At 34.1% G+C, this 20,979-nt stretch carries 35 protein-coding genes; 33 read left to right on the top strand and 2 right to left on the bottom strand.

Annotation, left to right across the window (positions count from 1 at the left end):
* Positions 1-3: 3 nt before the first annotated feature.
* The 33 genes from rplC to ABWU47_RS05270 all read left to right on the top strand — a co-directional run bounded on the left by rplC (position 4) and on the right by ABWU47_RS05270 (position 19,640).
* On the top strand, positions 4-726 hold the full coding sequence (gene rplC, locus ABWU47_RS05430; protein WP_006279218.1) for a 50S ribosomal protein L3: 723 nt from the start codon (positions 4-6) through the stop codon (positions 724-726).
* Positions 727-728: 2 nt separating this feature from the next.
* Positions 729-1,343 (top strand): 50S ribosomal protein L4, encoded by a 615-nt coding sequence (rplD, locus tag ABWU47_RS05425; RefSeq protein ID WP_012673183.1) that lies wholly within the window; start codon positions 729-731, stop codon positions 1,341-1,343.
* Positions 1,340-1,627, top strand: a complete 288-nt coding sequence (locus tag ABWU47_RS05420; protein ID WP_353285613.1) for a 50S ribosomal protein L23 — start codon at positions 1,340-1,342, stop codon at positions 1,625-1,627. Before rplD ends, ABWU47_RS05420 begins: the two co-directional genes overlap by 4 nt.
* Position 1,628: 1 nt before the next feature.
* Positions 1,629-2,453 (top strand): 50S ribosomal protein L2, encoded by an 825-nt coding sequence (gene rplB, locus ABWU47_RS05415; protein ID WP_015589143.1) that lies wholly within the window; start codon positions 1,629-1,631, stop codon positions 2,451-2,453.
* Between the two features lie 3 nt (positions 2,454-2,456).
* Positions 2,457-2,741: a 30S ribosomal protein S19 gene (gene rpsS, locus ABWU47_RS05410; protein WP_006279181.1), complete on the top strand. Its 285-nt coding sequence runs from the start codon at positions 2,457-2,459 to the stop codon at positions 2,739-2,741.
* A 5-nt stretch (positions 2,742-2,746) separates the two neighbouring features.
* Positions 2,747-3,094, top strand: coding sequence for a 50S ribosomal protein L22 (rplV, locus tag ABWU47_RS05405; RefSeq protein ID WP_007549821.1), 348 nt, complete (start codon positions 2,747-2,749; stop codon positions 3,092-3,094).
* 39 nt (positions 3,095-3,133) lie between these two features.
* Positions 3,134-3,748, top strand: a complete 615-nt coding sequence (gene rpsC / locus ABWU47_RS05400) for a 30S ribosomal protein S3 (RefSeq protein WP_010962753.1) — start codon at positions 3,134-3,136, stop codon at positions 3,746-3,748.
* Positions 3,749-3,762: 14 nt separating this feature from the next.
* Positions 3,763-4,176 carry a 50S ribosomal protein L16 gene (gene rplP / locus ABWU47_RS05395; RefSeq protein WP_010962752.1) on the top strand — a complete coding sequence of 138 codons (414 nt, stop codon included), beginning with the start codon at positions 3,763-3,765 and terminating at the stop codon, positions 4,174-4,176.
* 11 nt (positions 4,177-4,187) lie between these two features.
* Positions 4,188-4,391: a 50S ribosomal protein L29 gene (rpmC, locus tag ABWU47_RS05390; protein WP_006279350.1), complete on the top strand. Its 204-nt coding sequence runs from the start codon at positions 4,188-4,190 to the stop codon at positions 4,389-4,391.
* On the top strand, positions 4,384-4,620 hold the full coding sequence (gene rpsQ / locus ABWU47_RS05385) for a 30S ribosomal protein S17 (RefSeq protein ID WP_006279349.1): 237 nt from the start codon (positions 4,384-4,386) through the stop codon (positions 4,618-4,620). Before rpmC ends, rpsQ begins: the two co-directional genes overlap by 8 nt.
* Before the next feature lie 13 nt (positions 4,621-4,633).
* Positions 4,634-4,993 carry a 50S ribosomal protein L14 gene (gene rplN / locus ABWU47_RS05380; protein ID WP_006279348.1) on the top strand — a complete coding sequence of 120 codons (360 nt, stop codon included), beginning with the start codon at positions 4,634-4,636 and terminating at the stop codon, positions 4,991-4,993.
* On the top strand, positions 4,993-5,310 hold the full coding sequence (gene rplX / locus ABWU47_RS05375; protein WP_006279347.1) for a 50S ribosomal protein L24: 318 nt from the start codon (positions 4,993-4,995) through the stop codon (positions 5,308-5,310). Before rplN ends, rplX begins: the two co-directional genes overlap by 1 nt.
* 6 nt (positions 5,311-5,316) lie before the next feature.
* Complete coding sequence (rplE, locus tag ABWU47_RS05370; protein ID WP_010962750.1) at positions 5,317-5,850, top strand: 50S ribosomal protein L5; 534 nt, start codon at positions 5,317-5,319, stop codon at positions 5,848-5,850.
* A 16-nt stretch (positions 5,851-5,866) separates the two neighbouring features.
* Positions 5,867-6,175 (top strand): 30S ribosomal protein S14, encoded by a 309-nt coding sequence (gene rpsN / locus ABWU47_RS05365; protein WP_006279345.1) that lies wholly within the window; start codon positions 5,867-5,869, stop codon positions 6,173-6,175.
* Positions 6,176-6,196: 21 nt separating this feature from the next.
* On the top strand, positions 6,197-6,592 hold the full coding sequence (gene rpsH, locus ABWU47_RS05360) for a 30S ribosomal protein S8 (RefSeq protein ID WP_007551150.1): 396 nt from the start codon (positions 6,197-6,199) through the stop codon (positions 6,590-6,592).
* A gap of 16 nt (positions 6,593-6,608) precedes the next feature.
* Positions 6,609-7,154, top strand: a complete 546-nt coding sequence (rplF, locus tag ABWU47_RS05355) for a 50S ribosomal protein L6 (RefSeq protein ID WP_007551152.1) — start codon at positions 6,609-6,611, stop codon at positions 7,152-7,154.
* Between the two features lie 5 nt (positions 7,155-7,159).
* Positions 7,160-7,531 carry a 50S ribosomal protein L18 gene (gene rplR / locus ABWU47_RS05350; protein ID WP_006279867.1) on the top strand — a complete coding sequence of 124 codons (372 nt, stop codon included), beginning with the start codon at positions 7,160-7,162 and terminating at the stop codon, positions 7,529-7,531.
* Between the two features lie 12 nt (positions 7,532-7,543).
* Positions 7,544-8,056, top strand: coding sequence for a 30S ribosomal protein S5 (rpsE, locus tag ABWU47_RS05345; protein WP_010962748.1), 513 nt, complete (start codon positions 7,544-7,546; stop codon positions 8,054-8,056).
* Positions 8,057-8,059: 3 nt separating this feature from the next.
* Positions 8,060-8,530, top strand: coding sequence for a 50S ribosomal protein L15 (rplO, locus tag ABWU47_RS05340; protein ID WP_006279863.1), 471 nt, complete (start codon positions 8,060-8,062; stop codon positions 8,528-8,530).
* 3 nt (positions 8,531-8,533) lie between these two features.
* Positions 8,534-9,862: a preprotein translocase subunit SecY gene (gene secY, locus ABWU47_RS05335; protein ID WP_077188178.1), complete on the top strand. Its 1,329-nt coding sequence runs from the start codon at positions 8,534-8,536 to the stop codon at positions 9,860-9,862.
* Positions 9,859-10,500: an adenylate kinase family protein gene (locus tag ABWU47_RS05330; RefSeq protein ID WP_077188177.1), complete on the top strand. Its 642-nt coding sequence runs from the start codon at positions 9,859-9,861 to the stop codon at positions 10,498-10,500. The genes secY and ABWU47_RS05330 overlap by 4 nt, the downstream gene beginning before the upstream one ends.
* A 59-nt stretch (positions 10,501-10,559) precedes the next feature.
* Complete coding sequence (rpsM, locus tag ABWU47_RS05325) at positions 10,560-10,928, top strand: 30S ribosomal protein S13 (RefSeq protein WP_010962745.1); 369 nt, start codon at positions 10,560-10,562, stop codon at positions 10,926-10,928.
* A gap of 24 nt (positions 10,929-10,952) precedes the next feature.
* Positions 10,953-11,339 carry a 30S ribosomal protein S11 gene (gene rpsK / locus ABWU47_RS05320; protein WP_015589137.1) on the top strand — a complete coding sequence of 129 codons (387 nt, stop codon included), beginning with the start codon at positions 10,953-10,955 and terminating at the stop codon, positions 11,337-11,339.
* A gap of 21 nt (positions 11,340-11,360) precedes the next feature.
* Positions 11,361-12,428 carry a DNA-directed RNA polymerase subunit alpha gene (locus ABWU47_RS05315; RefSeq protein ID WP_077188176.1) on the top strand — a complete coding sequence of 356 codons (1,068 nt, stop codon included), beginning with the start codon at positions 11,361-11,363 and terminating at the stop codon, positions 12,426-12,428.
* 7 nt (positions 12,429-12,435) lie between these two features.
* Positions 12,436-12,864, top strand: coding sequence for a 50S ribosomal protein L17 (gene rplQ / locus ABWU47_RS05310; RefSeq protein ID WP_007550873.1), 429 nt, complete (start codon positions 12,436-12,438; stop codon positions 12,862-12,864).
* Between the two features lie 23 nt (positions 12,865-12,887).
* The gene (locus tag ABWU47_RS05305; RefSeq protein WP_012673177.1) at positions 12,888-13,238 is read left to right on the top strand and encodes a YraN family protein; all 351 of its coding nucleotides are present in this window, start codon (positions 12,888-12,890) and stop codon (positions 13,236-13,238) included.
* 41 nt (positions 13,239-13,279) lie between these two features.
* Positions 13,280-13,840, top strand: coding sequence for an ATP synthase F1 subunit delta (gene atpH / locus ABWU47_RS05300; RefSeq protein ID WP_077188175.1), 561 nt, complete (start codon positions 13,280-13,282; stop codon positions 13,838-13,840).
* Positions 13,837-15,378 carry a F0F1 ATP synthase subunit alpha gene (atpA, locus tag ABWU47_RS05295; RefSeq protein WP_012673176.1) on the top strand — a complete coding sequence of 514 codons (1,542 nt, stop codon included), beginning with the start codon at positions 13,837-13,839 and terminating at the stop codon, positions 15,376-15,378. Before atpH ends, atpA begins: the two co-directional genes overlap by 4 nt.
* A gap of 9 nt (positions 15,379-15,387) precedes the next feature.
* Positions 15,388-15,882: a transcription elongation factor GreA gene (greA, locus tag ABWU47_RS05290; RefSeq protein ID WP_077190318.1), complete on the top strand. Its 495-nt coding sequence runs from the start codon at positions 15,388-15,390 to the stop codon at positions 15,880-15,882.
* Positions 15,883-15,888: 6 nt separating this feature from the next.
* Positions 15,889-16,533: a 3,4-dihydroxy-2-butanone-4-phosphate synthase gene (gene ribB / locus ABWU47_RS05285; protein WP_007549343.1), complete on the top strand. Its 645-nt coding sequence runs from the start codon at positions 15,889-15,891 to the stop codon at positions 16,531-16,533.
* Positions 16,534-16,604: 71 nt separating this feature from the next.
* Positions 16,605-17,885 (top strand): M48 family metalloprotease, encoded by a 1,281-nt coding sequence (locus ABWU47_RS05280; RefSeq protein WP_353285612.1) that lies wholly within the window; start codon positions 16,605-16,607, stop codon positions 17,883-17,885.
* A 92-nt stretch (positions 17,886-17,977) separates the two neighbouring features.
* Positions 17,978-19,360: an IS66-like element ISWen3 family transposase gene (locus ABWU47_RS05275; protein WP_353285611.1), complete on the top strand. Its 1,383-nt coding sequence runs from the start codon at positions 17,978-17,980 to the stop codon at positions 19,358-19,360.
* A gap of 115 nt (positions 19,361-19,475) precedes the next feature.
* Positions 19,476-19,640 carry an IS3 family transposase gene (locus tag ABWU47_RS05270; RefSeq protein WP_080717614.1) on the top strand — a complete coding sequence of 55 codons (165 nt, stop codon included), beginning with the start codon at positions 19,476-19,478 and terminating at the stop codon, positions 19,638-19,640.
* On the opposite strand, the gene ABWU47_RS05265 is transcribed toward ABWU47_RS05270, so the two are convergent.
* Both ABWU47_RS05265 and prfB read right to left on the bottom strand, forming a co-directional pair.
* Positions 19,641-19,775 carry a hypothetical protein gene (locus tag ABWU47_RS05265; RefSeq protein WP_255703194.1) on the bottom strand — a complete coding sequence of 45 codons (135 nt, stop codon included), beginning with the start codon at positions 19,773-19,775 and terminating at the stop codon, positions 19,641-19,643.
* Between the two features lie 82 nt (positions 19,776-19,857).
* Positions 19,858-20,962, bottom strand: a protein-coding gene (gene prfB, locus ABWU47_RS05260) for a peptide chain release factor 2 (protein WP_141456981.1) whose coding sequence is annotated in 2 segments (ribosomal slippage) — positions 19,858-20,886 and positions 20,888-20,962 — 1,104 coding nt in all. Because the reading frame shifts where the segments join, the coding sequence is not laid out codon by codon here.
* Positions 20,963-20,979 lie beyond the last annotated feature (17 nt).

Genomic DNA, 20,979 nt, shown 5'->3' with positions numbered 1-20,979 from the left:
GAAATGAAGAGAATAAATTCGCTGAGGAGAATTGGTTTACTAATGATGAATATTGGTCATACTGCTATGTATTCTGACAATAGTCGCATGGCTGTAACTTTATTGCATCTCAGCGAAACTTATATTATTGATATAAAAGGACAAGATAAATGTGGCTATAATTCAGTCATTTTAGGCACAGGAGATTTTAAAAATATAGCAAAACCTCAGTTGGAATATTTAAAGAAAAAGGGTATAAATAATAAATGTAAGTTATACGAAAGTAGATTAAATGACCTGTCGGGAATAGAATGTGGTAAAAAAGTGGGAATCAATCATTTTGTGGTTGGTCAATATCTTGATATTACGGGTTATTCTATAGGTAAAGGATTTGCTGGTGTGATGAAGCGGCATAATTTCAGTGGGCTTAGGGCATCTCATGGTGTTTCTATTGCTCACAGATCACAAGGTTCCACTGGCCAATGTCAGGATCCTGGTAGAGTATTCAAAGGAAAGAAAATGGCTGGTCATTTAGGTAACAGCAGGATAACTGCACAAAATATGAAGATATTATCCATTGATCATGAAAATAGTATAATTGCTGTGAAGGGTAATAATGTTCCTGGGTTTAAAAATTCCTATGTTTTTGTAAGAGATGCAGTTAAAAAATCTTTACATAAAGATGTTCCTTTTCCGGTAGGTTTACTGTTAGATGTAAATGATGATGCTAGTAATTTGGTAAGTTAGTTATGGAATGTAATTTAGTTAATCTATCTAATGATAATGTAGGTACTGCTCAGCTCAATCCTTTGATATTTTCTGCTAAGCAAAAATTGAGTATTTTGCATGATATAGTGAGATGGCAATTAGCGAAGAGAAGAGCTGGTACTCATAAAACAAAAGGTATTAGTGATGTCTCTGGTACAACAGCTAAACCTTATGGTCAAAAACGTACCGGTAGGGCAAGACAAGGGAGCTTGCGATCTCCTCAATTTAGAGGTGGTGGGATTATTTTCGGCCCTGTTGTGAGGAGTCATACTTATTCTCTTAATAAGAAGGTACGCAAATTTGGTTTAAAAATTGCTTTATCTCTAAAGTATTTAAATAATCAAGTAATTATTCTGGATAATTTAAATATTGATGTGAAGAAAACGTCTGAAATGTGTAAATGTATTAAAAATTTTAAATTTTCTTCCTTTTTGATAGTTGGTGATTATGGAGATGATTTGTTGCGTGCGGCTAAAAACTTGCACTATGTAGACTTAATCAAACCTATTGGGTTAAATGTTTTTGATATATTGAATCACGAATGCGTGATGTTGACAAAGGATACTTTAAAGCATCTTGAAGGTAGATTGTTATGATCAAATATAATAATATAATAAAATCTCCTGTAATTACAGAAAAGGCCTCTTTTTTGAGGGAGAAGTTTAATAAATATTCTTTGTATGTTTTTGTAAATGTAAATAAGCGTCAAATAAAGTTGGCAATAGAGTCTCTATTTGATGTTAAAATTTCTTCTATAAATGTTGTTAGAATTAAGCCTAAATATAGGCGTTTTAGGGGTGTGATTGGTTGTGAAAAACAGAAAAAGAAAGTTTATTTTTCTTTGATGGATGGTCAAAAATTAGATATAATGAGCGTTTAGTATGGGTATGAAATTTTTTAATCCTGTTACTCCGTCTTCTCGTGGGACTGTGTTAGTAAGTAAAGTTGGTTTATCAAAAGATGAGCCAGAAAAGTCTCTTACATCCGGTAAAAAGTCCAGTGGTGGAAGAAATAATCATGGTAGAATTACAACTCGTCATAGGGGTGGTGGTCACAAAAAGAAGTATAGAGTGATAGATTTTAAGCGTAATAGAAGTGGTCAAGGTATAGTTGAAAAAATAGAGTATGACCCAAATAGAAGTGGGTTTTTGGCGTTAATATCATATAAGGAAGATGATATTAAGTCTTATATATTAGCTCCTCAAGGTATGAAGCCAGGTGATGTTGTTACAGCTGGGAATGATGCTGATATTTTGCCAGGGAATTGTTTACTACTCAAGCATATACCTGTTGGTTCTTTCGTTCATAATGTTGAGCTGAAGCCAGGTAATGGTGCTGCGATTGCTAGAGCTGCTGGTTGTTATGCACAAATCGTTGGTCGTGATGGCCAATATGTTTTATTACGACTCAGGTCTGGTCAAATTAGGTTGATTTTATCTTCTTGCAAGGCTACTATTGGTGTAGTATCTAACCCTGACCATAAGAATAGAAAGTTGGGTAAAGCTGGGAGAAGTAGGTGGCTTGGGATTAGACCTACTGTACGTGGAGTTGCAATGAATCCGGTTGACCATCCTCATGGAGGCGGGGAAGGAAAAACCTCTGGTGGTCGTCATCCTGTTACTCCTTGGGGTGTTGCAACAAAAGGAAAGAAAACTCGAAGGAGAAATAAATCTAGTGATAAGTATATAAAACAATTGAAAGGTTAGTTTATGAGTAGATCTGCATGGAAGCCTCCTTTTTGTCATCCTTCTATATTAAAGTCGGTGAATAATGCTTTAAACAAGGGGTTTGTTAACATGGCTATAAAAGTTCATTCCAGGGCTTCTGTAATTCTTCCTAATTGTTTAGGTTTAAAGTTTGCTGTTTATAATGGTAAGGATTACATTCCTGTGAATGTTAATGATCAGAATATGATAGGTCATAAGTTTGGTGAGTTTTCACCCACTCGTAAATTTACTGGGCATAGTGGTGATAAAAAGGCGACAAGAAGGTAATTGATATGAAAAACAGAGATGTAATAGTTAAAGCTGGTTCTAGGGTTTTAAAATCAACTCCTCGTAAATTGAATTTGGTTGCTGGTTTAGTACGTAATAAAAAAGTTTCTTTTGCCACTGTGCAATTAAGATTTTGTGAAAAGAAAGCTGCAGGTCTTATAAGGAAGGTATTAAATTCTGCGATTGCTAATGCTCAAAATTATGGATTGGATATCGATAATTTATATATAAAAGAAATTTTAATAGGTAAGTCTCTTACTTTGCGTAGGGTATGTCCAAAAGCTATGGGTAGAGCTAATAGAGTTAGTAAACGTTATAGTAATATAACTGTAAAATTGGGGGAAATTATATGATTCATAAAAATAGAAAATTAATAAGGAAAGTGCAAAAATATGGGAAACGTTAATCCTAAAGGATTTAGGTTAAAAATAATTAATACTTGGTCATCTATTTGGTATGCTGAGAAGGGTTATAAACAAGGGTTGCATCAAGATTTATCTATTCGCAGTTATATAAATGAATCTTTTAAGCATGCTGGTGTTTCTAAAGTAATTATAGAGCGTACGATCGATTTGGTATCTGTAATAATACATTCTTCTAGACCTGGAGTGATAATAGGTAAGAAAGGCTCGGATATTGAGAAGATAAAGCAAAAGATAGCTGAAAAAGTAAAAAATAATGTGGAAGTGAATGTAGTAGGGGTTAAAAGGTCTGAAATAGATGCAGTTTTAATATCAAACAGCATTGCACAGCAGTTAGAAAAAAGGGTTTCATTTAGAAGAGCGATGAAAAAAGCTATTCAAAGTTGTTTGAGGATGGGTGCTAGAGGTATTAAAGTAAGTTGTTCTGGGCGCCTTGGCGGAGCTGAGATAGCTCGTACTGAGTGGTATAAAGAAGGCCGTTTGCCTTTGCATACTTTACGTGCTAATATAGATTATGCTTTTGCTGAAGCAAAAACTATATATGGCATCATAGGAGTTAAGGTCTGGGTTTATATTGGTAACTAATTAGGTATATTGAAATGTTTATTCCTAAAAAAAGTAAATATAAAAAAGTATTTAAAGGACGAATTAAGGGTAACACGAAAGGTGGTAGCACATTATCTTTTGGAGATTATGGTCTAAAGGCTATGGAAGCAGGTAGGATTCAATCTAAGCATATTGAAACTGCAAGGCGTGTAATATCTAGAACATTAAAACGCTCTGGTAAAGTGTGGATAAGAATTTTTCCTGATACCCCTGTTAGTAAAAAGCCGGCGGATGTGCGTATGGGTAAAGGGAAAGGTAGTGTTGAGTTTTGGGTATTTAAAGCTAAGCCCGGTAGAATGTTGTTTGAAATTAGCAGTGATGTTCCCATGCATTTAGCAAGATTGGCGCTTGAAAAGGCAACTGCTAAGCTTCCTATGAAGTGTAAATTTGTATCTAATCATAATTAAATGGAGTTGCAATGGATATAGCTGACATTGAATCGAGGTCCTCGCAAGAATTGCATGAAATTCTTGTGAATTTGAGAAAAGAGTTTGTTAATTTGGTTTTTCAAAAGAAGCTGGGCCAGTGCAACAATATTTCGCGTTTTAGCTTAATAAGAAAGAGCATAGCTCGTATTTTAACTACATTAAATAAAAGAAGAAGAGAGGAAAAGAATGCCTAAAAAGGTTTTTTGTGGTACTGTAACTAAGGCTAAGTGTGATAAGACTGTAAAGGTTTCGGTATTACAAGTGTATAAGGATGAGCTGTATAAAAAGGTTATAAGAAAATACAAGAAGTATACAGCACATGATGAGAATAATAGTTGTAAAGAAGGGGACAAGGTTTTAATACAAGAACACAAGCCTATTTCTACTACTAAAAAATGGGTTATTGTTAATAGCTCACATTGAATAGGATATTTATATGATTCAAAAAAATACATTGTTGGAAGTAGCTGATAATTCTGGCGCGCGTGCAGTGCTTTGTATTGGTTTATTGGGTGGTAGAAAGTCTGCATCTATAGGTGACACAGTTATTGTATCTACTAAATCTATTACTCCAAGAGGGAAAGTTGAGAAGGGAAAAGTATATAGAGCAGTTGTGGTGAGGGTGAAAAGCCCTATTAGAAAATCTGATGGTTCTGTAATTCGTTTTTCTAGCAATGCTGTAGTTTTGATTAACGATCAAGGTGAACCACTTGGCACTCGGGTGTTTGGTCCGGTAAAAAAGTTATCATCTGGTTCTTTTATGAAGATAATGTCATTAGCTGTTGAGGTTTTATAATGAGTGCTAAAATAAAAAGTGGTGACGACGTTATAGTTTTAACTGGTAAAGATAAGGGAAAAATTGGTAAGGTAATCAAAGTTATAGCACGTGATGCTAAAAAGAAAGTAATTGTTTCTGGAGTGAATGTGCATAAGAGACATACTAAACCAAAAGCTGGTAGTAGTGGTGGTATATTAAATAAAGAGTTAGCTATTGATATATCCAACGTTGCAACATTGGACCCTAAATATAAAACTCCAACTAGAGTGGGGTTTAAGGTTATAGACGGTAGAAAAGTGCGTTTTGCAAAAGTTTCTGGAGAAGTGATAGATTAGGTTGATATGTTTAAAGAATTGTATAAAGATAGCATAGTAAAGTCCTTGAAGGATAAGTTTAATTACGGCAATATAATGCAAGTGCCTAAACTTGTCAAGGTGTGTATCAATATGGGCGTTGGAGATGCTGCTACAGATAGTAAAGCAATAAATGAACCACTTGATAGCCTATATTTGATTGCTGGGCAGAAGCCTTTATCAACTTTTGCAAAAAAATCTATTTCTGGCTTCAAGATCAGAAAAGGTGCTACAGTAGGTTGCAAAGTAACTTTGCGTAGAGATAAAATGTATGAGTTTTTAGAAAGATTGATATATATTGCTTTGCCAAGGGAAAAAGATTTTAGAGGATTTAGTGTGAAGCAATTTGACGGTAATGGTAATTTTTCCTTTGGTATAAAGGAACATATCTCGTTTTTAGAAATAGACTATGATAAAATAAGTAAAATTAGAGGTATGGATATTAATATTATAACAAGTGCAGTTAGTGATAAGGAAGCAAAGGAATTATTACTGGCTCTTAAATTTCCTTTTTTTGATTAATTGAGAGGAGAAATATATGGCAAAAAAATCTATGATAGAAAGAAATCTTCGCAGAATAAAGTTGTGCGATCAATATAAAGAAAAAAGAGAAAAATTGAAATCTATAATAAATAATAAGAATTTGTCTATTGTAGAAAGGTTTACAGCTCAAAATAAATTAATTAAAAAATTGCCTAGAAATTCTTCTAAAACCAAAATTAGAAATAGGTGTGCTTTAACTGGGAGACCAAGAGGAGTATATAGAAAATTTGGTTTATGTAGAATTGTTTTGCGTGATTTATGTTCTTTTGGGCAAATTCCAGGAGTTACAAAGTCTAGTTGGTAAATATAATATAAGGAGTATATTGTGGCGTTATCTGATAGTATTGGTGATTTTTTAACAAGGATACGTAATGCTCAATTGGCAATGCATAGGGCAACAAGGGTACTGTTTTCTAAGATGAATTCTTCTATATTGGAGATTTTAAAAGAGGAAGGGTATATCCTTGATTATGAAAAGCAAGTTGTAGATAATTTACCTTCTTTCATTGTAAAATTGAAGTATTATGAGAAGTCACCTGTAATTAGTGACATAGTTAGGGTGTCAAAGCCTGGTTGTCGTCGTTATTCTAAGTATAAGGACATTTCTAAAGCATATAATGGTCTTGGTATTTTTATTATATCGACACCCAAAGGAGTGATGACTGATTATAATGCACATAAGTTAAAGGTTGGTGGAGAAGTTTTGTGTCGTGTGTTTTAAATAATAGGAGAAATTCATGTCTCGTATAGGTGCTGCTCCTATCAATATTCCTGCTGGTGTTTCAGTTGAATATAATAATGGTAGTATGTTAATAAAGAGTGCTAAGGCTGAAAAGGAAGTTAGCTTGATCAGGGATGTTGTGTGTCAGATTATTGATAATCAGCTATTGCTTTCTGTTGATCAAGATAAAGATAATTATGATAAAATAAAGCCTATGTGGGGCACTTATAGGAGTAATATTAATAATATCATTAACGGCATGGTTGATGGTTTTTCTGTTAATCTTGAGATTAACGGTGTGGGATATAAGGCAGAGTGTGATGGTAAGTATTTGACTTTATATCTTGGTTATAGCCATAATGTTAAATATAAAGTGCCTAAAGATGTTGAGATTAAGTGCATAAAGCCAACTCACTTAGTAGTTAGTGGTATGGATAAGCAGAAGGTCTATATGGTGGCGTCTGATATATGCAAAATTAGAAAATATGATCCTTATAAAGGTAAGGGTGTTGTAATAAAAGGCAAATTTATGCTGCGTAAGGTTGTAAGTAAAAAGAAGTAATAAAAATGAAAAGATCGTATAATTTTTTAAGTAATTCTGAAAAAAGGAAGTTACGTAATAGAGCGAAGCTTGACAAGAGCGCTGAACGTTTACGCATATCCATATTTAAATCTAATAGGCATTTTTATGTCCAGTTAATTAATGATGTAAAAGGAATAACTCTCACTTCAGCTTCTACTTTGGATGCTAAAATTAAGGATGTATGTAAAGGGAAAGTCAACGCTGAAACTATAAAACAGGTTTCTTCTTTAATGGTTGAGCGTCTGTCTGGCATGAAATTAGAGCAGCAGCTTACGTTTGATCGTGGAGCGTATAAATACACAGGATTAGTTTCTCAATTTGCTGAGGCTTTAAGAAGTTCTGGATTTGAATTTTAGAAGGTTTTGAATATGGCTATAAAGAATTTACAAAATAATAATGATTTATCAGAGCTTTTAGTTTCGGTACGAAGAGTGACAACGGTTACCAAAGGTGGTAGAAGATTTTCATTTTCAATTTTGGTTGTTGTTGGCGATGAGAAGGGTAGGGTAGGGTGTGGAATAGGTAAGCACGCAGAAGTTGCTGAAGCAAGAGTCAAAGCTGTAAATGCTGCAAAGAAATCAATGATTAGAGTGTACTTGCGTGAAGGTAGAACTTTGCATCATGATATTAAAGCTAAATTTTGTTCTGGTGAGATAGTTTTAAGAACCGCAAGAGCCGGAACAGGTATTATTGCTGGTGGAGCGATTAGATCAGTTTTTGAGGTGTTAGGTATAAAGGATGTGGTAGCTAAATCCACTAGATCAAATAATCCTCATAACGTTATATGTGCGGTGTTTAAGGCTTTTGATAGTATGTTATCTCCTCGTCAGGTAGCAAGCAAAAGAGGCAAAAAGATTAGCGAGATAGTTGGAAACAGGTAAAGTATGAATAATGCTGTAAAATTAAACTCTATATTTACTAAATTATCTAAGAAAAAGAAGCCTAAGTTGCTGGGTAGAGGTATCGGTTGTGGTAAAGGTAAAACATCCGGTAGAGGGCATAAAGGGCAGAAGGCTAGAAGTGGAGTTTCTATAAATGGTTTTGAGGGTGGACAACAGTCTATATATACTCGTTTGCCTAAAAGAGGTTTTAAGCCTATACGTAGGAGCATATACTCTATAATTAATGTTGGCGATATACAGCGCTTAATGGAAGCTAAAAAAATAGTGAAAGACTCTGTTATAGATAAGGAGAGGCTGTATAAATTAGGTTTTATAAAGTCTATTAAGGATAAAATTAAACTTCTTAATAAAGGTAAGTTGAGCGAAAAATTTGTGTTTCATGTTGATTTTGCGTCAGAAGCTGCAAAAAAATCTGTAGCTTCAGTTGGTGGTAGTGTGGAAATACTATCGTAAGTCATGGGCAATAAATCAGCATTTAATAGCTTGGATCCTACGTTGTTATATAAAGGCGATTTATTAAAGCGTATATTTTTTACGCTAATAGCTTTAATTTGCTATCGCTTGGGTACTTATGTGCCTATTCCTGGAATTAATCTTGATGTAATTAATGATATATTTCCCAAAGATGGCTCAGGCGTTTTTGGAGTATTTAATTTATTTTCTGGTGGTGCATTGGCTAGAATGACAATTCTAGCATTGAACGTTATGCCATATATAATGGCTTCTATCATTATTCAGTTACTTTCTTCTGCGATTAAAGGAATGAAGGAAGTTAAGAATGATGGAGAGTCAGGCCGTAGAAAGATGAATTCTTATATACGCTATCTGACCATAGTAATTTGTGTATTTCAATCAATTCCAATTTTGGTTGGATTGGAAGGGATGAATAGGGAAGGGGTATTGGTTGTAATCGAACCTAGTGTTATGTTTCGTACAATAGGTGTTTTCAGCCTTTTAGGTGGAACTATGCTTTTAATATGGCTTGGTGAACGAATCAGCGCTAGCGGTATAGGCAATGGTATCTCATTAATCATTTTCACGGGTATAATATCAGAGTTACACAGCGCTTTGTCATCTTTGTTAACGTTAAATAAAAACGGTAGCGTATCGTTATTTATTATCCTTTTTGTTTTGGTATTGTTTTTTTTGCTGCTACTCTTAGTCATTTTTGTAGAGTCTTCTTATAGAAAGGTTATTGTTCAACATCCTAAAAAGCAATTTAAAAGATTACATAATGACGATTTTACTTATATTCCATTGAAGATTAATTTATCTGGTGTAGTACCAACCATTTTTGCTAATGCAATTTTATTGACACCTATTTCAATTGCAAATTTCTATAAGGGGCACGCTTTTTCTGATTTTATTTTGAATTACTTTATGGCAAATAAAGTAGTATATATTGTAGCCTATTTGGTGCTGATAGTATTTTTTAATTTTTTCTATACCAATTTTATATTTAATCCAGAGGAAAACGCAGATTTTCTTAAAAAAAATGGTGGTTTTATACCTGGTAGAAGGCCTGGGAAACATACTTCTGATTACCTTCAAGATATAGTTTTTAAGTTGACATTCATTGGCTCTGCGTATTTGGTAGTCATATGTACTGTACCTGAAGTTATGAGATATTATTATGATATACCATTTATTTTTGGTGGGACGAGCTTACTGATTATAGTGAACGTTATTACTGATACTGTTATGCAAATACAATCTTATATTTTTTCAAATAGGTACGACAACTGGATAAAGAAATATGAGTCTAAAACGAGGAAAGTAAGATGATCATTACGATTTTTGGTCCTCCAGGTTCTGGTAAAGGTACTCAGTCAAGCTTGTTAATAGCAAAATATAATTTAAAATTAATTTCAGTAGGGGATTTATTAAGGAATATTATATCTAGCAGTAGTGAGTTAGGTAAAAAAATAAAGGGTACCGTGGAATCTGGTAATTTAATTCAAGATGAAATTATATGTGGATTATTACGTGACCAGATTGCATTAGTGGATGATAATTGCTTATTAGATGGTTTTCCGAGAAATTTAAACCAGGCTCATTTTTTGACTCAAGTTTTGCAAGAAAAATATAATAGGGATGTTGACATTGTAGTTGAGCTGCAGCTTGACGATAATATTGCAATCGATAGGTTAAAAAATCGTCTCGCGTGTTTGGACTGTAAAAGCATATATAGTGTATCTTCTTTTAAGAGTACTACTTGTGCTAAATGTAAAAGTACGAGGTTAGAGAAAAGAATTGATGATGCTGATATGTCTGCAATTAATAAGAGAATAAGTGAATATCACCTTCAAATGAAAGGTTTACGCGAGTATTATAAAGGCAAATTATTAACAATTGACGCTAATTTGAGTGTTGATGAGGTAACGCAAGAGATTGAAAGTAAAATTTCTTGTAATTTGGTTTGACTCTGAGTTGTTTTATGGTATAAATTAAGAGTTGTTATTAATAAAGTATCGAGGTACCAGTGGCACGTATTGCAGGCATAAATATTCCAGTGAGGAAATGTGTTCCTTTTGCATTAACTTATATATATGGTATAGGTATTGCTACTGCGAATGTAATTTGTCACGCTTGCGAAGTTGATAAGCGCAAACGTGTTTCAGAATTACGAGATGAAGATATAGAAAAGATCAGCGGTTTCATTAGACAAAATTATGTTATAGAAGGTGAGCTCAGAAAAGAAGTGGCTATGAACATAAAATCTTTAGTGGAAATGGGATGCTATAGAGGGGTGAGACATAGAAAAGGTTTACCTGTGAGAGGGCAAAGGACTCATACTAATGCTAAGACTCGTAAAGGTAGATCTCGGTTGCCTATTGCTGGGAAAAAATAAAATTTATTATTATTGTGAGTTTTAATGAAAAAAGTCAAAACGGTTAGTAAGAGTAAGAAGGAGTTTATTACTGGTGTTGTCCATATTCGTGCAACTTTTAATAATACTTTTGTAAATGTAACTGATGTTCATGGTAATACGCTATGTCAAACTTCTGTGGGTGCATGTGGTTTTTCAGGTTCGAGAAAATCCACACCTTATGCTGCAGGTAAGGCTGCGGAGTCTGCTGCGAAGAACGCAATGGAGAGATTTGGTATGAAGGTTGTCTCTGTAATAATTCGCGGTCCTGGCTTTGGTACCGAAGCTGCGGTTAAAGCACTTCAGAGCTGTGGGTTGACTGTGACTTCAATTGCAGATAAAACCGCAATTCCTCATAATGGGTGCAGGTTAAGAAAAAAAAGAAGAGTATAGGATATTTGAAAAGGTTGTTTTATGTATTATAATAATGATGTTTCTCTCTGTAGCAATTTAGATAAATTGATTAAACCTAGTTCAGTTAAGGTAATATCAGATGATTCAAGTGAAAAAAGTGATATAGTGCTAGAACCGTTGGAAAGTGGTTTTGCTTTAACATTAGGTAATGCATTAAGACGTGTAATGTTATCTTCTCTTAAAGGTAGTGCTGTTTATGGAATAAAAATTGAAGGTGTAACTCATGAGTTCACTTCAATTCAAGGGGTGAGAGAAGACGTAACTGATATAGTATTAAATATGGGTATGTTGAGGTGTAAATTAAATGGTGCTTCTAATAAATGCTTAAATTTAAACGCTAAAGGGCCTTGCCAGGTATTAGCTGGGATGATAGAAACTGATGATCAATGCTCTATTGTGAATAAGGATTTATTAATATGTACGCTGGGGCAAAATGTAGAGCTTAACATGACCATATATGTGGCTAGCGGAAAAGGTTATCTTCCTGTAATTAAGTATAAAGAAAACGAACTTTTGAAGCTTATGAGTGAACAGGATTTAATTGGTTTTATTCCAGTTAATGCTTTGTATAGCCCTGTCAACAGGGTTTCGTACAGGGTAGAGAACAGTCGTGTTGGCCAAGTGACTGATAAGGATAAGCTGATATTGTCAATTGAAACTGATGGTACAATTTCTCCGAGTCAAGCTGTTGACTCTGCTGCAAGAATATTACAGGAGCAACTTCAGCCCTTTATTAGTTCTGATGTAAGTTATAAAAAATCGCAGGTTTCTTCGTCTAGTGGTGCTAAAGATTTGGGTTATGACCCTGTCTTATTGCGTAAGGTAGATGAAATGGAATTATCTGTCAGGTCTCATAACTGTCTGAAAAACGAAAACATCACTTATATAGGTGATCTTGTGCAAAAGACAGAAGGTGAAATGTTAAGAACTGCTAATTTTGGCAGAAAGTCTTTGAATGAGATTAAGGCAGTTTTGACTAATTTTGGCTTGTCTTTGGGTATGAATGTGCTAAACTGGCCACCTAAGGATATAGATGAGTTGGCTAAACAACATACTGATGAAGATTAGGTGATATATGAAACATGGAATAAAAAAACGTAAACTATCTCGTTGTACTGAACATAGATTATCGACGTTAAAGAATCTATCTATCTCATTAATTAACCATGAGCAGATTGTAACTACTTTACCAAAAGCTAAGGAACTTCGTCCATATGTCGAAAAGTTTATTACAATTGCTAAGAATAAGAATACTTTACATGGTAGAAGACTTTTGCTTTCACGCCTTCATAATAGTAAGTTAGCAGTTGATAAGTTATTAAACGTCTTAGCCAGCCGTTATCAAGATCGTAAAGGTGGGTATTCTAGAATAATAAAATTTAGCACTCGAAAGGGTGATTGCGCTTCAATGGCAGTGATAGAACTGGTTGATAGGGATATTGCAGCAAGAGGTAAGGTTTATAGTAAAAATAAAGAAGGAGGCAAAGTAGTTACACAAAGTTAATTGTTATCATAATTGTTCTTCTTGTGGTAAGTAGGTTACGCTACTTTGTAGGTTACTTTGGCGAGTTATTAGTTTTAGTATATTTAAAACTGAAATGGTATAATGTTATAAAACGCCGTTACCGTTGTAAGTTCGGTGAAATTGACTTGATTGTATCTAAAAAAAAGGAGCTGATTTTTATAGAGGTTAAAACAAGTTTACTTGGAAAAGAAATACCGATATCTCATCTTCAATGTCAGTCTATTATAAATTCTTCTAAGTATTTCTTAAGTAAAAACCTTAGTTTTTTAGATTATTCAGTCAGATATGATTTATATTTTCTTTCCTTAAAGAGAAGACCTGTTTATATAAAAAATGCTTGGATTGAAGAATGAAAGATTTGTAGCTGAATTAATTTAGATTTACTGGATTTAATATGAAAAAGACCCAATACAATAATTTAGTTTCATCTTACGCTAGAGTGCTATTTCATGTCTCAGGAAGCAGGTTAGGTATTATAAGGAAAGAAGTAGAATTTTTGTTGGCTTTTTTTAAGGATCAACGTGATGTTTTTGTGTACCTATCTCATCCTATGATTTCTTTTGCACACAAAAAAGAAGTGACGCTTTCTATAAATGAGCACTTGAGTGAGAATTTAGTAAAATTTATTATGGTTATATTTGCAAATAAACGCTCTAGTTTATTGATCCTTATATTAGAAAAATTCTTAAGTCTTGCAAGAGAAAATGAAAATGAATTCGAAATTACTATAAAGTCAGCAGAAACTTTAAAGGAATCTGATATAAAAATAATTACTGAATCTTTGAGCTTTCTTGGTAAAATAATAAAAGTAAGCAATGTGGTTGACCCTTCTATACTAGGTGGCTTCGTAGTTAGGTATGGTTTTAATTTGATCGATGCTTCGCTAAAAAGTTACTTGGATAGGTTAGTTGACTTAAGTAAAATGGAAATATTAAAAGTAAGGAATTTTGTATGAAGAACAGTATGAATGTTTCTGAGATAGCAAGTATAATAAGAGAAAAGGTTGAGACGTTTGATAATCCTATAAAGCGGGAAAATATAGGTGAAGTAATTTCAGTAACAGATGGTATCGCATTGGTTTATGGGCTGGAAAAAGCAAAATTCGGTGAAAAGGTATTTTTTGCAAGTGGTGTAGAAGGAATAGTTCTCGATTTAGATCATGATACGGCTGGAATAGTTGTGCTTGGTAATGACCGTGATGTGAAAGAAGGGGACGTTGTAAAATGTAGTGGTGATGTTGTGCAGGTGCCTGTAGGGCATGAATTGTTAGGGAGAGTTGTAAATGCGTTGGGCCATCCTATGGACGACGGTGGGGAAATTAGAGCCAAAAACAGAATGGATATAGAATCTAAAGCGCCAGGCATTATTGATCGTAAGTCTGTGCATGAGCCACTGCAAACAGGAATTAAAATTATAGATTTGCTAATTCCAATAGGTAGAGGGCAGCGTGAATTAATTATTGGTGATAGACAAATTGGTAAAACTACTATTGCGCTTGATACTATTATCAATCAGAAGAAGATTAACGATGAGGTAAACGAAAATCAAAAAGTTTACTGTGTTTATGTTGCTATTGGGCAAAAAATTTCAACAGTAGCAAAAGTGGTAAATAAGCTGAAAGAAAGCGGAGCATTAGAGTATACAACTGTAGTTGTGGCTAGTGCATCTGACTGCGCGCCTATGCAATTTTTAGCACCTTATGCTGGTTGCACTATTGGGGAATTTTTCCGTGACAATGGAATGCATTGTTTGATTATATATGATGATTTATCTAAGCATGCTGTGGCATATAGGCAGATGTCTTTATTGCTCAGACGTCCTCCTGGTCGTGAAGCTTACCCTGGAGATATATTCTATGTACATTCTCGCTTGCTTGAAAGAGCTGCTAAAATGTCTGATAAAAAAGGGCAGGGTTCTTTAACTGCTTTGCCAATTGTCGAAACTCAAGCTGGTGATGTATCTGCATATGTGCCAACAAATGTTATTTCAATTACCGATGGGCAGATCTTTCTTGAGTCTGAATTATTTTATAAAGGATTTCGACCTGCAGTAAATATAGGTTTGTCAGTTTCACGGGTTGGTTCTGCTGCACAACTAAAGTCTGTGAAGAAAGTTGCTGGTTCTATAAAGCTAAGCTTAGCTCAGTATAGAGAATTAGAAGATTTCGCAAAATTTGGTTCTGATCTTGATGCTAGTGTTCAATTATCCTTGAATAAGGGTAAATATCTTGTCGAGTTATTAAAGCAAAAACAACATTTACCTATGTCAATAGAAGAACAAGTAGTGCTGATGTATATTTTTTCTAACCTATATAATCAGTTAAGTAAAATACAAATAAGTTACATTAATAAATTTGAACATGATCTTATTAATTATTTTCATACTGTGCATCCTGGGGTTTTAAAAAAGTTGTCAAATGACATGAGTGATGATATAAAAGGTGATATTTTTAACATTGTGAGTAATTTCGTTACTCAATTTAATTGCGTTTAGGTGGTGATTATGGCTTCATCCATTATTAATAAATTTCCTATAACGAGTGAAGGTTTTGAGAATATGCAAGCCGAACTTGAAAAATTAAAGGAAGAAAAACCTTCTGTGATACAGGCTATTTCTGATGCTCGTGATCAAGGTGATTTGTCTGAAAACGCAGAGTATCATGCAGCACGGGAAAGGTTAGGTTTTATTGAAGGCCGTATAATGGAGATAGAAAGTAAGCTCTCACATGCGGAAGTAATAGAAGTAAAAAATTTGTCTGGCGATTCAGTAATGTTTGGTGCAACTGTGACATTAAGCATGTTAAGTGATAATAACGGTGAAGTGGAATATGTTTATAAGGTTGTAGGCGAATATGAAGCTGATGTTTCAAAGCAGTTAATATCTACTAGTTCACCACTTGGGAGTGCCTTAATCGGCAAAAAAGTCGGTGAATATGTGGAAGTGACAGTGCCAAATGGAGAGAAATTGTATAAAATAGTTAAGATTGAATTTAAGTAAATTATTATGGTACAGGCCACTTATGCTTCAATGAGTCTACCAGGTATTTCTTCTGTGGAAGATGTATTAGAGGATGCTCGTTCCGGTAAATTATTCATTTTAGTTGATGATGAAAATAGAGAAAATGAAGGCGATTTGATTGTCTTAGCTGAGAAAATAAAGCCGGAACATATGGCTTTTATGGTTAGGTACGGTACAGGGGTTGTTTGCTTAGCAATGACTAAATTTCACATGAAAAGGTTGGGCCTTAATTTCATGGAAAAGAAAAATATTGGTGAAAATCATACCGCATTTACTACATCAATTGATGCGCGTTATGGCATTACAACCGGTGTTTCAGCAGAGGATAGAACGAAAACTATACATGCTGCTATCAACAAGGATGGTACTCAGGATGACATCATAACTCCAGGTCATGTTTTTCCTGTAATTGCACATAAAGGTGGGGTGGCACAACGTGCTGGTCATACTGAAGCGAGTGTTGAAATGGCGAAGTTAGTAGGGTTTGATCATTCAGCAGTTATTTGTGAATTAGTGAATGATGATGGCTCTATGATGCGCTTACCTCAGTTACTTAAATTTGCTGAACAACATAAAATTAAGTTAACTACCATCGACAAACTTATCAGTTACGTTAAAAATTTAAACTAGCGTTTATAAATTTGTATAATTTAAGTGTTAAAATATAGAATTTCTATAAATTATACAAGCACAGAATTTTCATGTTTAGAGTTGCTAAGTTTTTGACCTTATTGTTCTTTTTTGCATATTATAATAATGCTTACTCTATTAACATTATTAGAGATAGTGAAGTGGAAGCAATAGTGAAAGAGCTAGCGCAACCTTTATTTTCTGCTGCGGATATTGATCATGAGCAAATAAAAGTTTTTATAATTAATGACAATTCGATTAATGCTTTTGTAATTAACAATAACAGTATTTTCATTCATTTAGGACTTTTACAATATTCGGCTAAACCTTATGTCCTGCTTGGTATATTAGCACATGAGATTGCTCACATATCTGCTGGTCATATATTGCAAATGAGTAGTGCTATGGGTTATTTTCAATCGATAGCAATGATTAGTTATATGGTAGGATTAGTTTCTAGTATTATCATTAACCCTCAGGTTGCTGGTGCAATTTTGCTTAGTGGTGTAGCGTTTAGTTCAAGGCTATTTTTTAACTATTCTCAAGAGCAAGAAAGTGTAGCAGATAGCTATGCTTTAAGGTATCTTGATGAATCTGGCTATGATAATTCAGGTATGAAAGAGATTTTTGATTATTTTAAAAGTATTGAGCATGAGAACACCGAGGAATATTTCCGCACTCACCCACTTAGTGAGAAACGTATATTTGCTGTACAAAATTATAAGGTTAAAAACAACGTAAAACCAATTTTTGCGGATAAGTTACTAAAGTTTGAGCGTGTGGTTGCCAAGCTAGACTCTTTCTTTGCTCCTATTCATGTGTTATCTAATAAATATGAAAATAATTCTGAGTATGTAAATGCTATAGTTTGCTATAGGCAAGGAAAGATAGAAGAGGCTATTGCTAAAGTTAATTCATTGATTCAAGAGTCACGCAATGACCCATACCTATATGAATTAAAAGCAGAAATGCTATACAAGGCCGGAAATTTAAGTGAAGCAATAAAAATGTATGAGGAATCGCTTAGGTATTTATCTAAGAAAAACAGTTATTTAGTGAAACTTGCATTATCTCATACTTTATTATTACACGGTGATGCAAAAAAGGCGATTTTTTACCTGGGGCAGATTTTGAATATAGAACCAAATAACGCTTTTGTCTGGAAGTATTTAAGCATTGCATATAAATGTGAAGCTGATACGGCAATGCATTATTTTGCCTTGACAAAAAAGGCTTGTATTGAAGGTGATTTAAAGCAATTTACAAAATATGCTGAGCTAGCTGTTAAAACTTTACCAAAAGATAGCCCTTATTTGTTGCAAGTTGAAGATATGAAGCGATTTAATGGATAACAAAAAAGCATTTCGTATCCGTTAAGCGGAGTGGCAGAATAAGGTAGACAAGGTGATCTAAAAAGATAATCATAGAGCAAAAGTGAAATAATATGGTAAACCTTTTAGAACTTTGCAAAAATTTACAGCAAAAAATAGAAAGGTTAGAAGCAAAAATAGAAAGATTGGAAAAAGAGAATGAAAGTTTAAAAGCAGAAAATAAGGCTTTAAAGATAGAAAATGCTGAGTTAAGAGAAAGACTCGGTTTAAGCTCAAAAAATTCATCAATACCAAGTTCCAAAGAGTTGTATAAAATAAAAAAGAATAAGCCGAAAAGCGAAAGGAATATTGGCGGTCAGGTTGGTCATAAAGGAAGTTTTCGCGCCAACATGGATGCAGATAAAGTAGTAAAGATAGAGTTGCCTAATACTTGCGAATGCGGAGGAGAAATTGCAATATGTGAAAAACCATATATTCATCAGAAAGTTGATCTTCCAGAAATCAAGCCTTATGTAGTGGAATATCAGTTAGAACATGGCCGTTGTCGGAGATGCGGAAAGAGAAGAAGTAGCAAGTTACCGGAAGGTGTTACGCCAAATACATTTGGTCCAAGGGTTAAGTCAATAATTGCAGCGTTCAGCGGATTCTACAAAAATTCAAAACGCGAAATAGCGAGTGTCGTAAATGATATCTTCAATTTGAACATAAGCGTCGGTAGCATATCAAATAGTGAACATAGAGTTGCTTCAAAATGCAAAAAAATGTATGAGCAGATCGAACAAGAGATAAGTAGGAGTAAAGTTCTACATATTGATGAAACGAGCCATTATAACAAAGGTAAACTCGCTTGGTGTTGGATGTTTGCAAGCAATACGGCAAGTTTTGTAAAATTTACAGAGTCAAGAGGAATGAAAGTTTTACAAAATAGTAAATTCTGCAATCGCAATAGCTTGGTAATAACTGACAGGTATGCAGCATACAATTATTTTGCCGATAAAAACAGGCAAATCTGTTGGGCACATTTATCAAGAGATTTTGAAAGATTAGCACATAGTTGGAATATTGAAGTTAAAGTTCTGGGTTGTTACTTGAGAAACGTGGCCACTGAATTATTTGCACTAAAAAAAGCTTTACTAAAAAGTGAGATAGATGTTTTGAGGTTTGTCAGACGTGCCAGAAAATTAAGAAAACGTACAAAGTATTACTTGAAGGAGATATCTCGTTTACCTGAAGCAATTGGAGCCTCTCGAGTTGCAAAAAATGTTCTGAGATCTGAAAGAATGATGTGGAAATTTTTAGATGACCCAGAAAATATTCCGCTGACAAATAACCACGCTGAACGGCAAATTCGGCATTATGTCGTTTATCGCAAAAACTCATATTTTACACAATCAAAGCGGGGAAATACATTCCTTGAGCGGATAATTTCATTATACTTAACTTGGAAACAAAGGGGTCTCAATCCTTTCCAAAATCTCCTATCTATTGTTTCTTAAACCACTCTCCTGAACGGATACCGTAAACCTGCCAAAAATCTACTATTACATAGTGATCAAGGTTCACAATATACTTCGCAAGGTTATCAATATCTCTTATCCATAAAAAACATAGATGAGTCATAAAGGTTGTTGTTACGACAATTCTGTTGTGGAAAGCTTCTTTAGCTCATTGAAAAGAGAAATACTTATTGATACTTCACAACACTCTGCTCAACAAACTAGAACTGCAATATTTGAATACATAGAAATTTTTTATAACAAACAACGTCACTATTAACTATTGCATTCCAGAACAATTTGATGCATCATTCTTTTTGTAAAAAACATTCCAAACTTTCTCTCCACTTTTTCTGGGTAAGGTCACTTCTTTATTAACTGTACTTAATATTTCTTCCCATTGCTTATAGTTCATTGCAATAACTTTACCTCTAATTTTAAATAGTATTTTTAATTATCACCTATCACAGCAAGTAAAGTCAACTCCAAATGAATTCTTAATTTTGCTTAGTAAGCACACTAACTATGAAACAATCTATATTACCATCAAAAACAGAATTTATATTGCCCACTTCATGTCCGGTTCTTAAATCCTTCACCATTTGATATGGATGCATAACGTACGATCTGATCTGATTGCCCCAGCCTATATCGCATTTTTTACCATATTCTTCAGCCATCTTTTGTTCTTTCTTTTCCAGTTCAATTTGGTATAAACGTCCTTTAAGTAATTTCAATGCCTCATCTTTATTTCTGTGTTGAGAACGACCATTTTGGCATTGAACTACAACACCAGTTGGAATATGCGTAATGCGTACTGCACTTTCAGTTTTGTTCACATGCTGACCGCCTGCTCCGGAAGCACGATAGGTGTCGATCTTTAGATCCTTTTCATCCACAGCAATATCAATTGAATCTTCTATCACTGGAGTTACTCCTACACTTGCAAAACTGGTATGACGTTTACCATTTGCATCAAATGGCGATATTCTAACCAGCCTGTGAATTCCACTTTCACTTTTTGCCCACCCATAAGCTTTTTCTCCAACGATTTTTATCATTGCAGACTTTATACCAACTGACTCTCCTTCTAATTTTTCTACAACTTCAACTTTAAAGTTGTGATAAATTTCTGCCCACCTTATATACATGCGCATCAGCATTTCAGCCCAATCATTGCTCTCGGTTCCGCCAGCTCCTGAGTGGATTTCTAAAAAGCAGTTATTATTATCTGCTTCACCAGTAAATAAGGACTCTGTTTCTTTATACTTGATTAATTTCTCTAGCTTAGCTAATTCATTTTCAACTTCAGAGAAAAATTCTTCATCATTTTCATCAATAGCAGACTTCATTAAGCTGATGGCATCGTTGTAATCGCTTTCCAGCTTTAAAAACGACTCTACGTCATTCTTAATTTTAGAACGTTCTTTTAAAACTTCTTGTGCTTTTTGGTTATCTTGCCATAGGTCATCATTCGACGCTTGGGAGTCAAGCTCTTCAAGACGCAACTTTAATTTTTCTATGTCAAAGACACCTCCTGATAAGAGAAATACTTTTATTTAAGCTTTGAAAGTGTTCAAGAATTTCTGGATAAGTTTTCATTATACTTTAGATTTTAA

It is taken from the genome of Wolbachia endosymbiont (group A) of Gastracanthus pulcherrimus, from assembly GCF_964028265.1.
Taxonomy (GTDB): domain Bacteria; phylum Pseudomonadota; class Alphaproteobacteria; order Rickettsiales; family Anaplasmataceae; genus Wolbachia; species Wolbachia pipientis.
The sequence above is the reverse complement of the archived record's forward strand: the minus strand, read 5'-3'. Positions and strand labels throughout refer to the sequence as shown.

Excerpts from the sequence above, each read along its gene's own strand:
- rplC (WP_006279218.1), top strand. The coding sequence starts at position 4 with ATGAAGAGAATAAATTCGCTGAGGAGAATTGGTTTACTAATGATGAAT.
- rplD (WP_012673183.1), top strand. The coding sequence starts at position 729 with ATGGAATGTAATTTAGTTAATCTATCTAATGATAATGTAGGTACTGCT.
- ABWU47_RS05420 (WP_353285613.1), top strand. The coding sequence starts at position 1,340 with ATGATCAAATATAATAATATAATAAAATCTCCTGTAATTACAGAAAAG.
- rplB (WP_015589143.1), top strand. The coding sequence starts at position 1,629 with ATGGGTATGAAATTTTTTAATCCTGTTACTCCGTCTTCTCGTGGGACT.
- rpsS (WP_006279181.1), top strand. The coding sequence starts at position 2,457 with ATGAGTAGATCTGCATGGAAGCCTCCTTTTTGTCATCCTTCTATATTA.
- rplV (WP_007549821.1), top strand. The coding sequence starts at position 2,747 with ATGAAAAACAGAGATGTAATAGTTAAAGCTGGTTCTAGGGTTTTAAAA.
- rpsC (WP_010962753.1), top strand. The coding sequence starts at position 3,134 with ATGGGAAACGTTAATCCTAAAGGATTTAGGTTAAAAATAATTAATACT.
- rplP (WP_010962752.1), top strand. The coding sequence starts at position 3,763 with ATGTTTATTCCTAAAAAAAGTAAATATAAAAAAGTATTTAAAGGACGA.
- rpmC (WP_006279350.1), top strand. The coding sequence starts at position 4,188 with ATGGATATAGCTGACATTGAATCGAGGTCCTCGCAAGAATTGCATGAA.
- rpsQ (WP_006279349.1), top strand. The coding sequence starts at position 4,384 with ATGCCTAAAAAGGTTTTTTGTGGTACTGTAACTAAGGCTAAGTGTGAT.
- rplN (WP_006279348.1), top strand. The coding sequence starts at position 4,634 with ATGATTCAAAAAAATACATTGTTGGAAGTAGCTGATAATTCTGGCGCG.
- rplX (WP_006279347.1), top strand. The coding sequence starts at position 4,993 with ATGAGTGCTAAAATAAAAAGTGGTGACGACGTTATAGTTTTAACTGGT.
- rplE (WP_010962750.1), top strand. The coding sequence starts at position 5,317 with ATGTTTAAAGAATTGTATAAAGATAGCATAGTAAAGTCCTTGAAGGAT.
- rpsN (WP_006279345.1), top strand. The coding sequence starts at position 5,867 with ATGGCAAAAAAATCTATGATAGAAAGAAATCTTCGCAGAATAAAGTTG.
- rplF (WP_007551152.1), top strand. The coding sequence starts at position 6,609 with ATGTCTCGTATAGGTGCTGCTCCTATCAATATTCCTGCTGGTGTTTCA.
- rplR (WP_006279867.1), top strand. The coding sequence starts at position 7,160 with ATGAAAAGATCGTATAATTTTTTAAGTAATTCTGAAAAAAGGAAGTTA.
- rpsE (WP_010962748.1), top strand. The coding sequence starts at position 7,544 with ATGGCTATAAAGAATTTACAAAATAATAATGATTTATCAGAGCTTTTA.
- rplO (WP_006279863.1), top strand. The coding sequence starts at position 8,060 with ATGAATAATGCTGTAAAATTAAACTCTATATTTACTAAATTATCTAAG.
- secY (WP_077188178.1), top strand. The coding sequence starts at position 8,534 with ATGGGCAATAAATCAGCATTTAATAGCTTGGATCCTACGTTGTTATAT.
- ABWU47_RS05330 (WP_077188177.1), top strand. The coding sequence starts at position 9,859 with ATGATCATTACGATTTTTGGTCCTCCAGGTTCTGGTAAAGGTACTCAG.
- rpsK (WP_015589137.1), top strand. The coding sequence starts at position 10,953 with ATGAAAAAAGTCAAAACGGTTAGTAAGAGTAAGAAGGAGTTTATTACT.
- ABWU47_RS05315 (WP_077188176.1), top strand. The coding sequence starts at position 11,361 with ATGTATTATAATAATGATGTTTCTCTCTGTAGCAATTTAGATAAATTG.
- rplQ (WP_007550873.1), top strand. The coding sequence starts at position 12,436 with ATGAAACATGGAATAAAAAAACGTAAACTATCTCGTTGTACTGAACAT.
- atpH (WP_077188175.1), top strand. The coding sequence starts at position 13,280 with ATGAAAAAGACCCAATACAATAATTTAGTTTCATCTTACGCTAGAGTG.
- atpA (WP_012673176.1), top strand. The coding sequence starts at position 13,837 with ATGAAGAACAGTATGAATGTTTCTGAGATAGCAAGTATAATAAGAGAA.
- greA (WP_077190318.1), top strand. The coding sequence starts at position 15,388 with ATGGCTTCATCCATTATTAATAAATTTCCTATAACGAGTGAAGGTTTT.
- ribB (WP_007549343.1), top strand. The coding sequence starts at position 15,889 with ATGGTACAGGCCACTTATGCTTCAATGAGTCTACCAGGTATTTCTTCT.
- ABWU47_RS05280 (WP_353285612.1), top strand. The coding sequence starts at position 16,605 with ATGTTTAGAGTTGCTAAGTTTTTGACCTTATTGTTCTTTTTTGCATAT.
- ABWU47_RS05275 (WP_353285611.1), top strand. The coding sequence starts at position 17,978 with ATGGTAAACCTTTTAGAACTTTGCAAAAATTTACAGCAAAAAATAGAA.
- ABWU47_RS05270 (WP_080717614.1), top strand. The coding sequence starts at position 19,476 with ATGAGTCATAAAGGTTGTTGTTACGACAATTCTGTTGTGGAAAGCTTC.
- ABWU47_RS05265 (WP_255703194.1), bottom strand. The coding sequence starts at position 19,775 with ATGAACTATAAGCAATGGGAAGAAATATTAAGTACAGTTAATAAAGAA.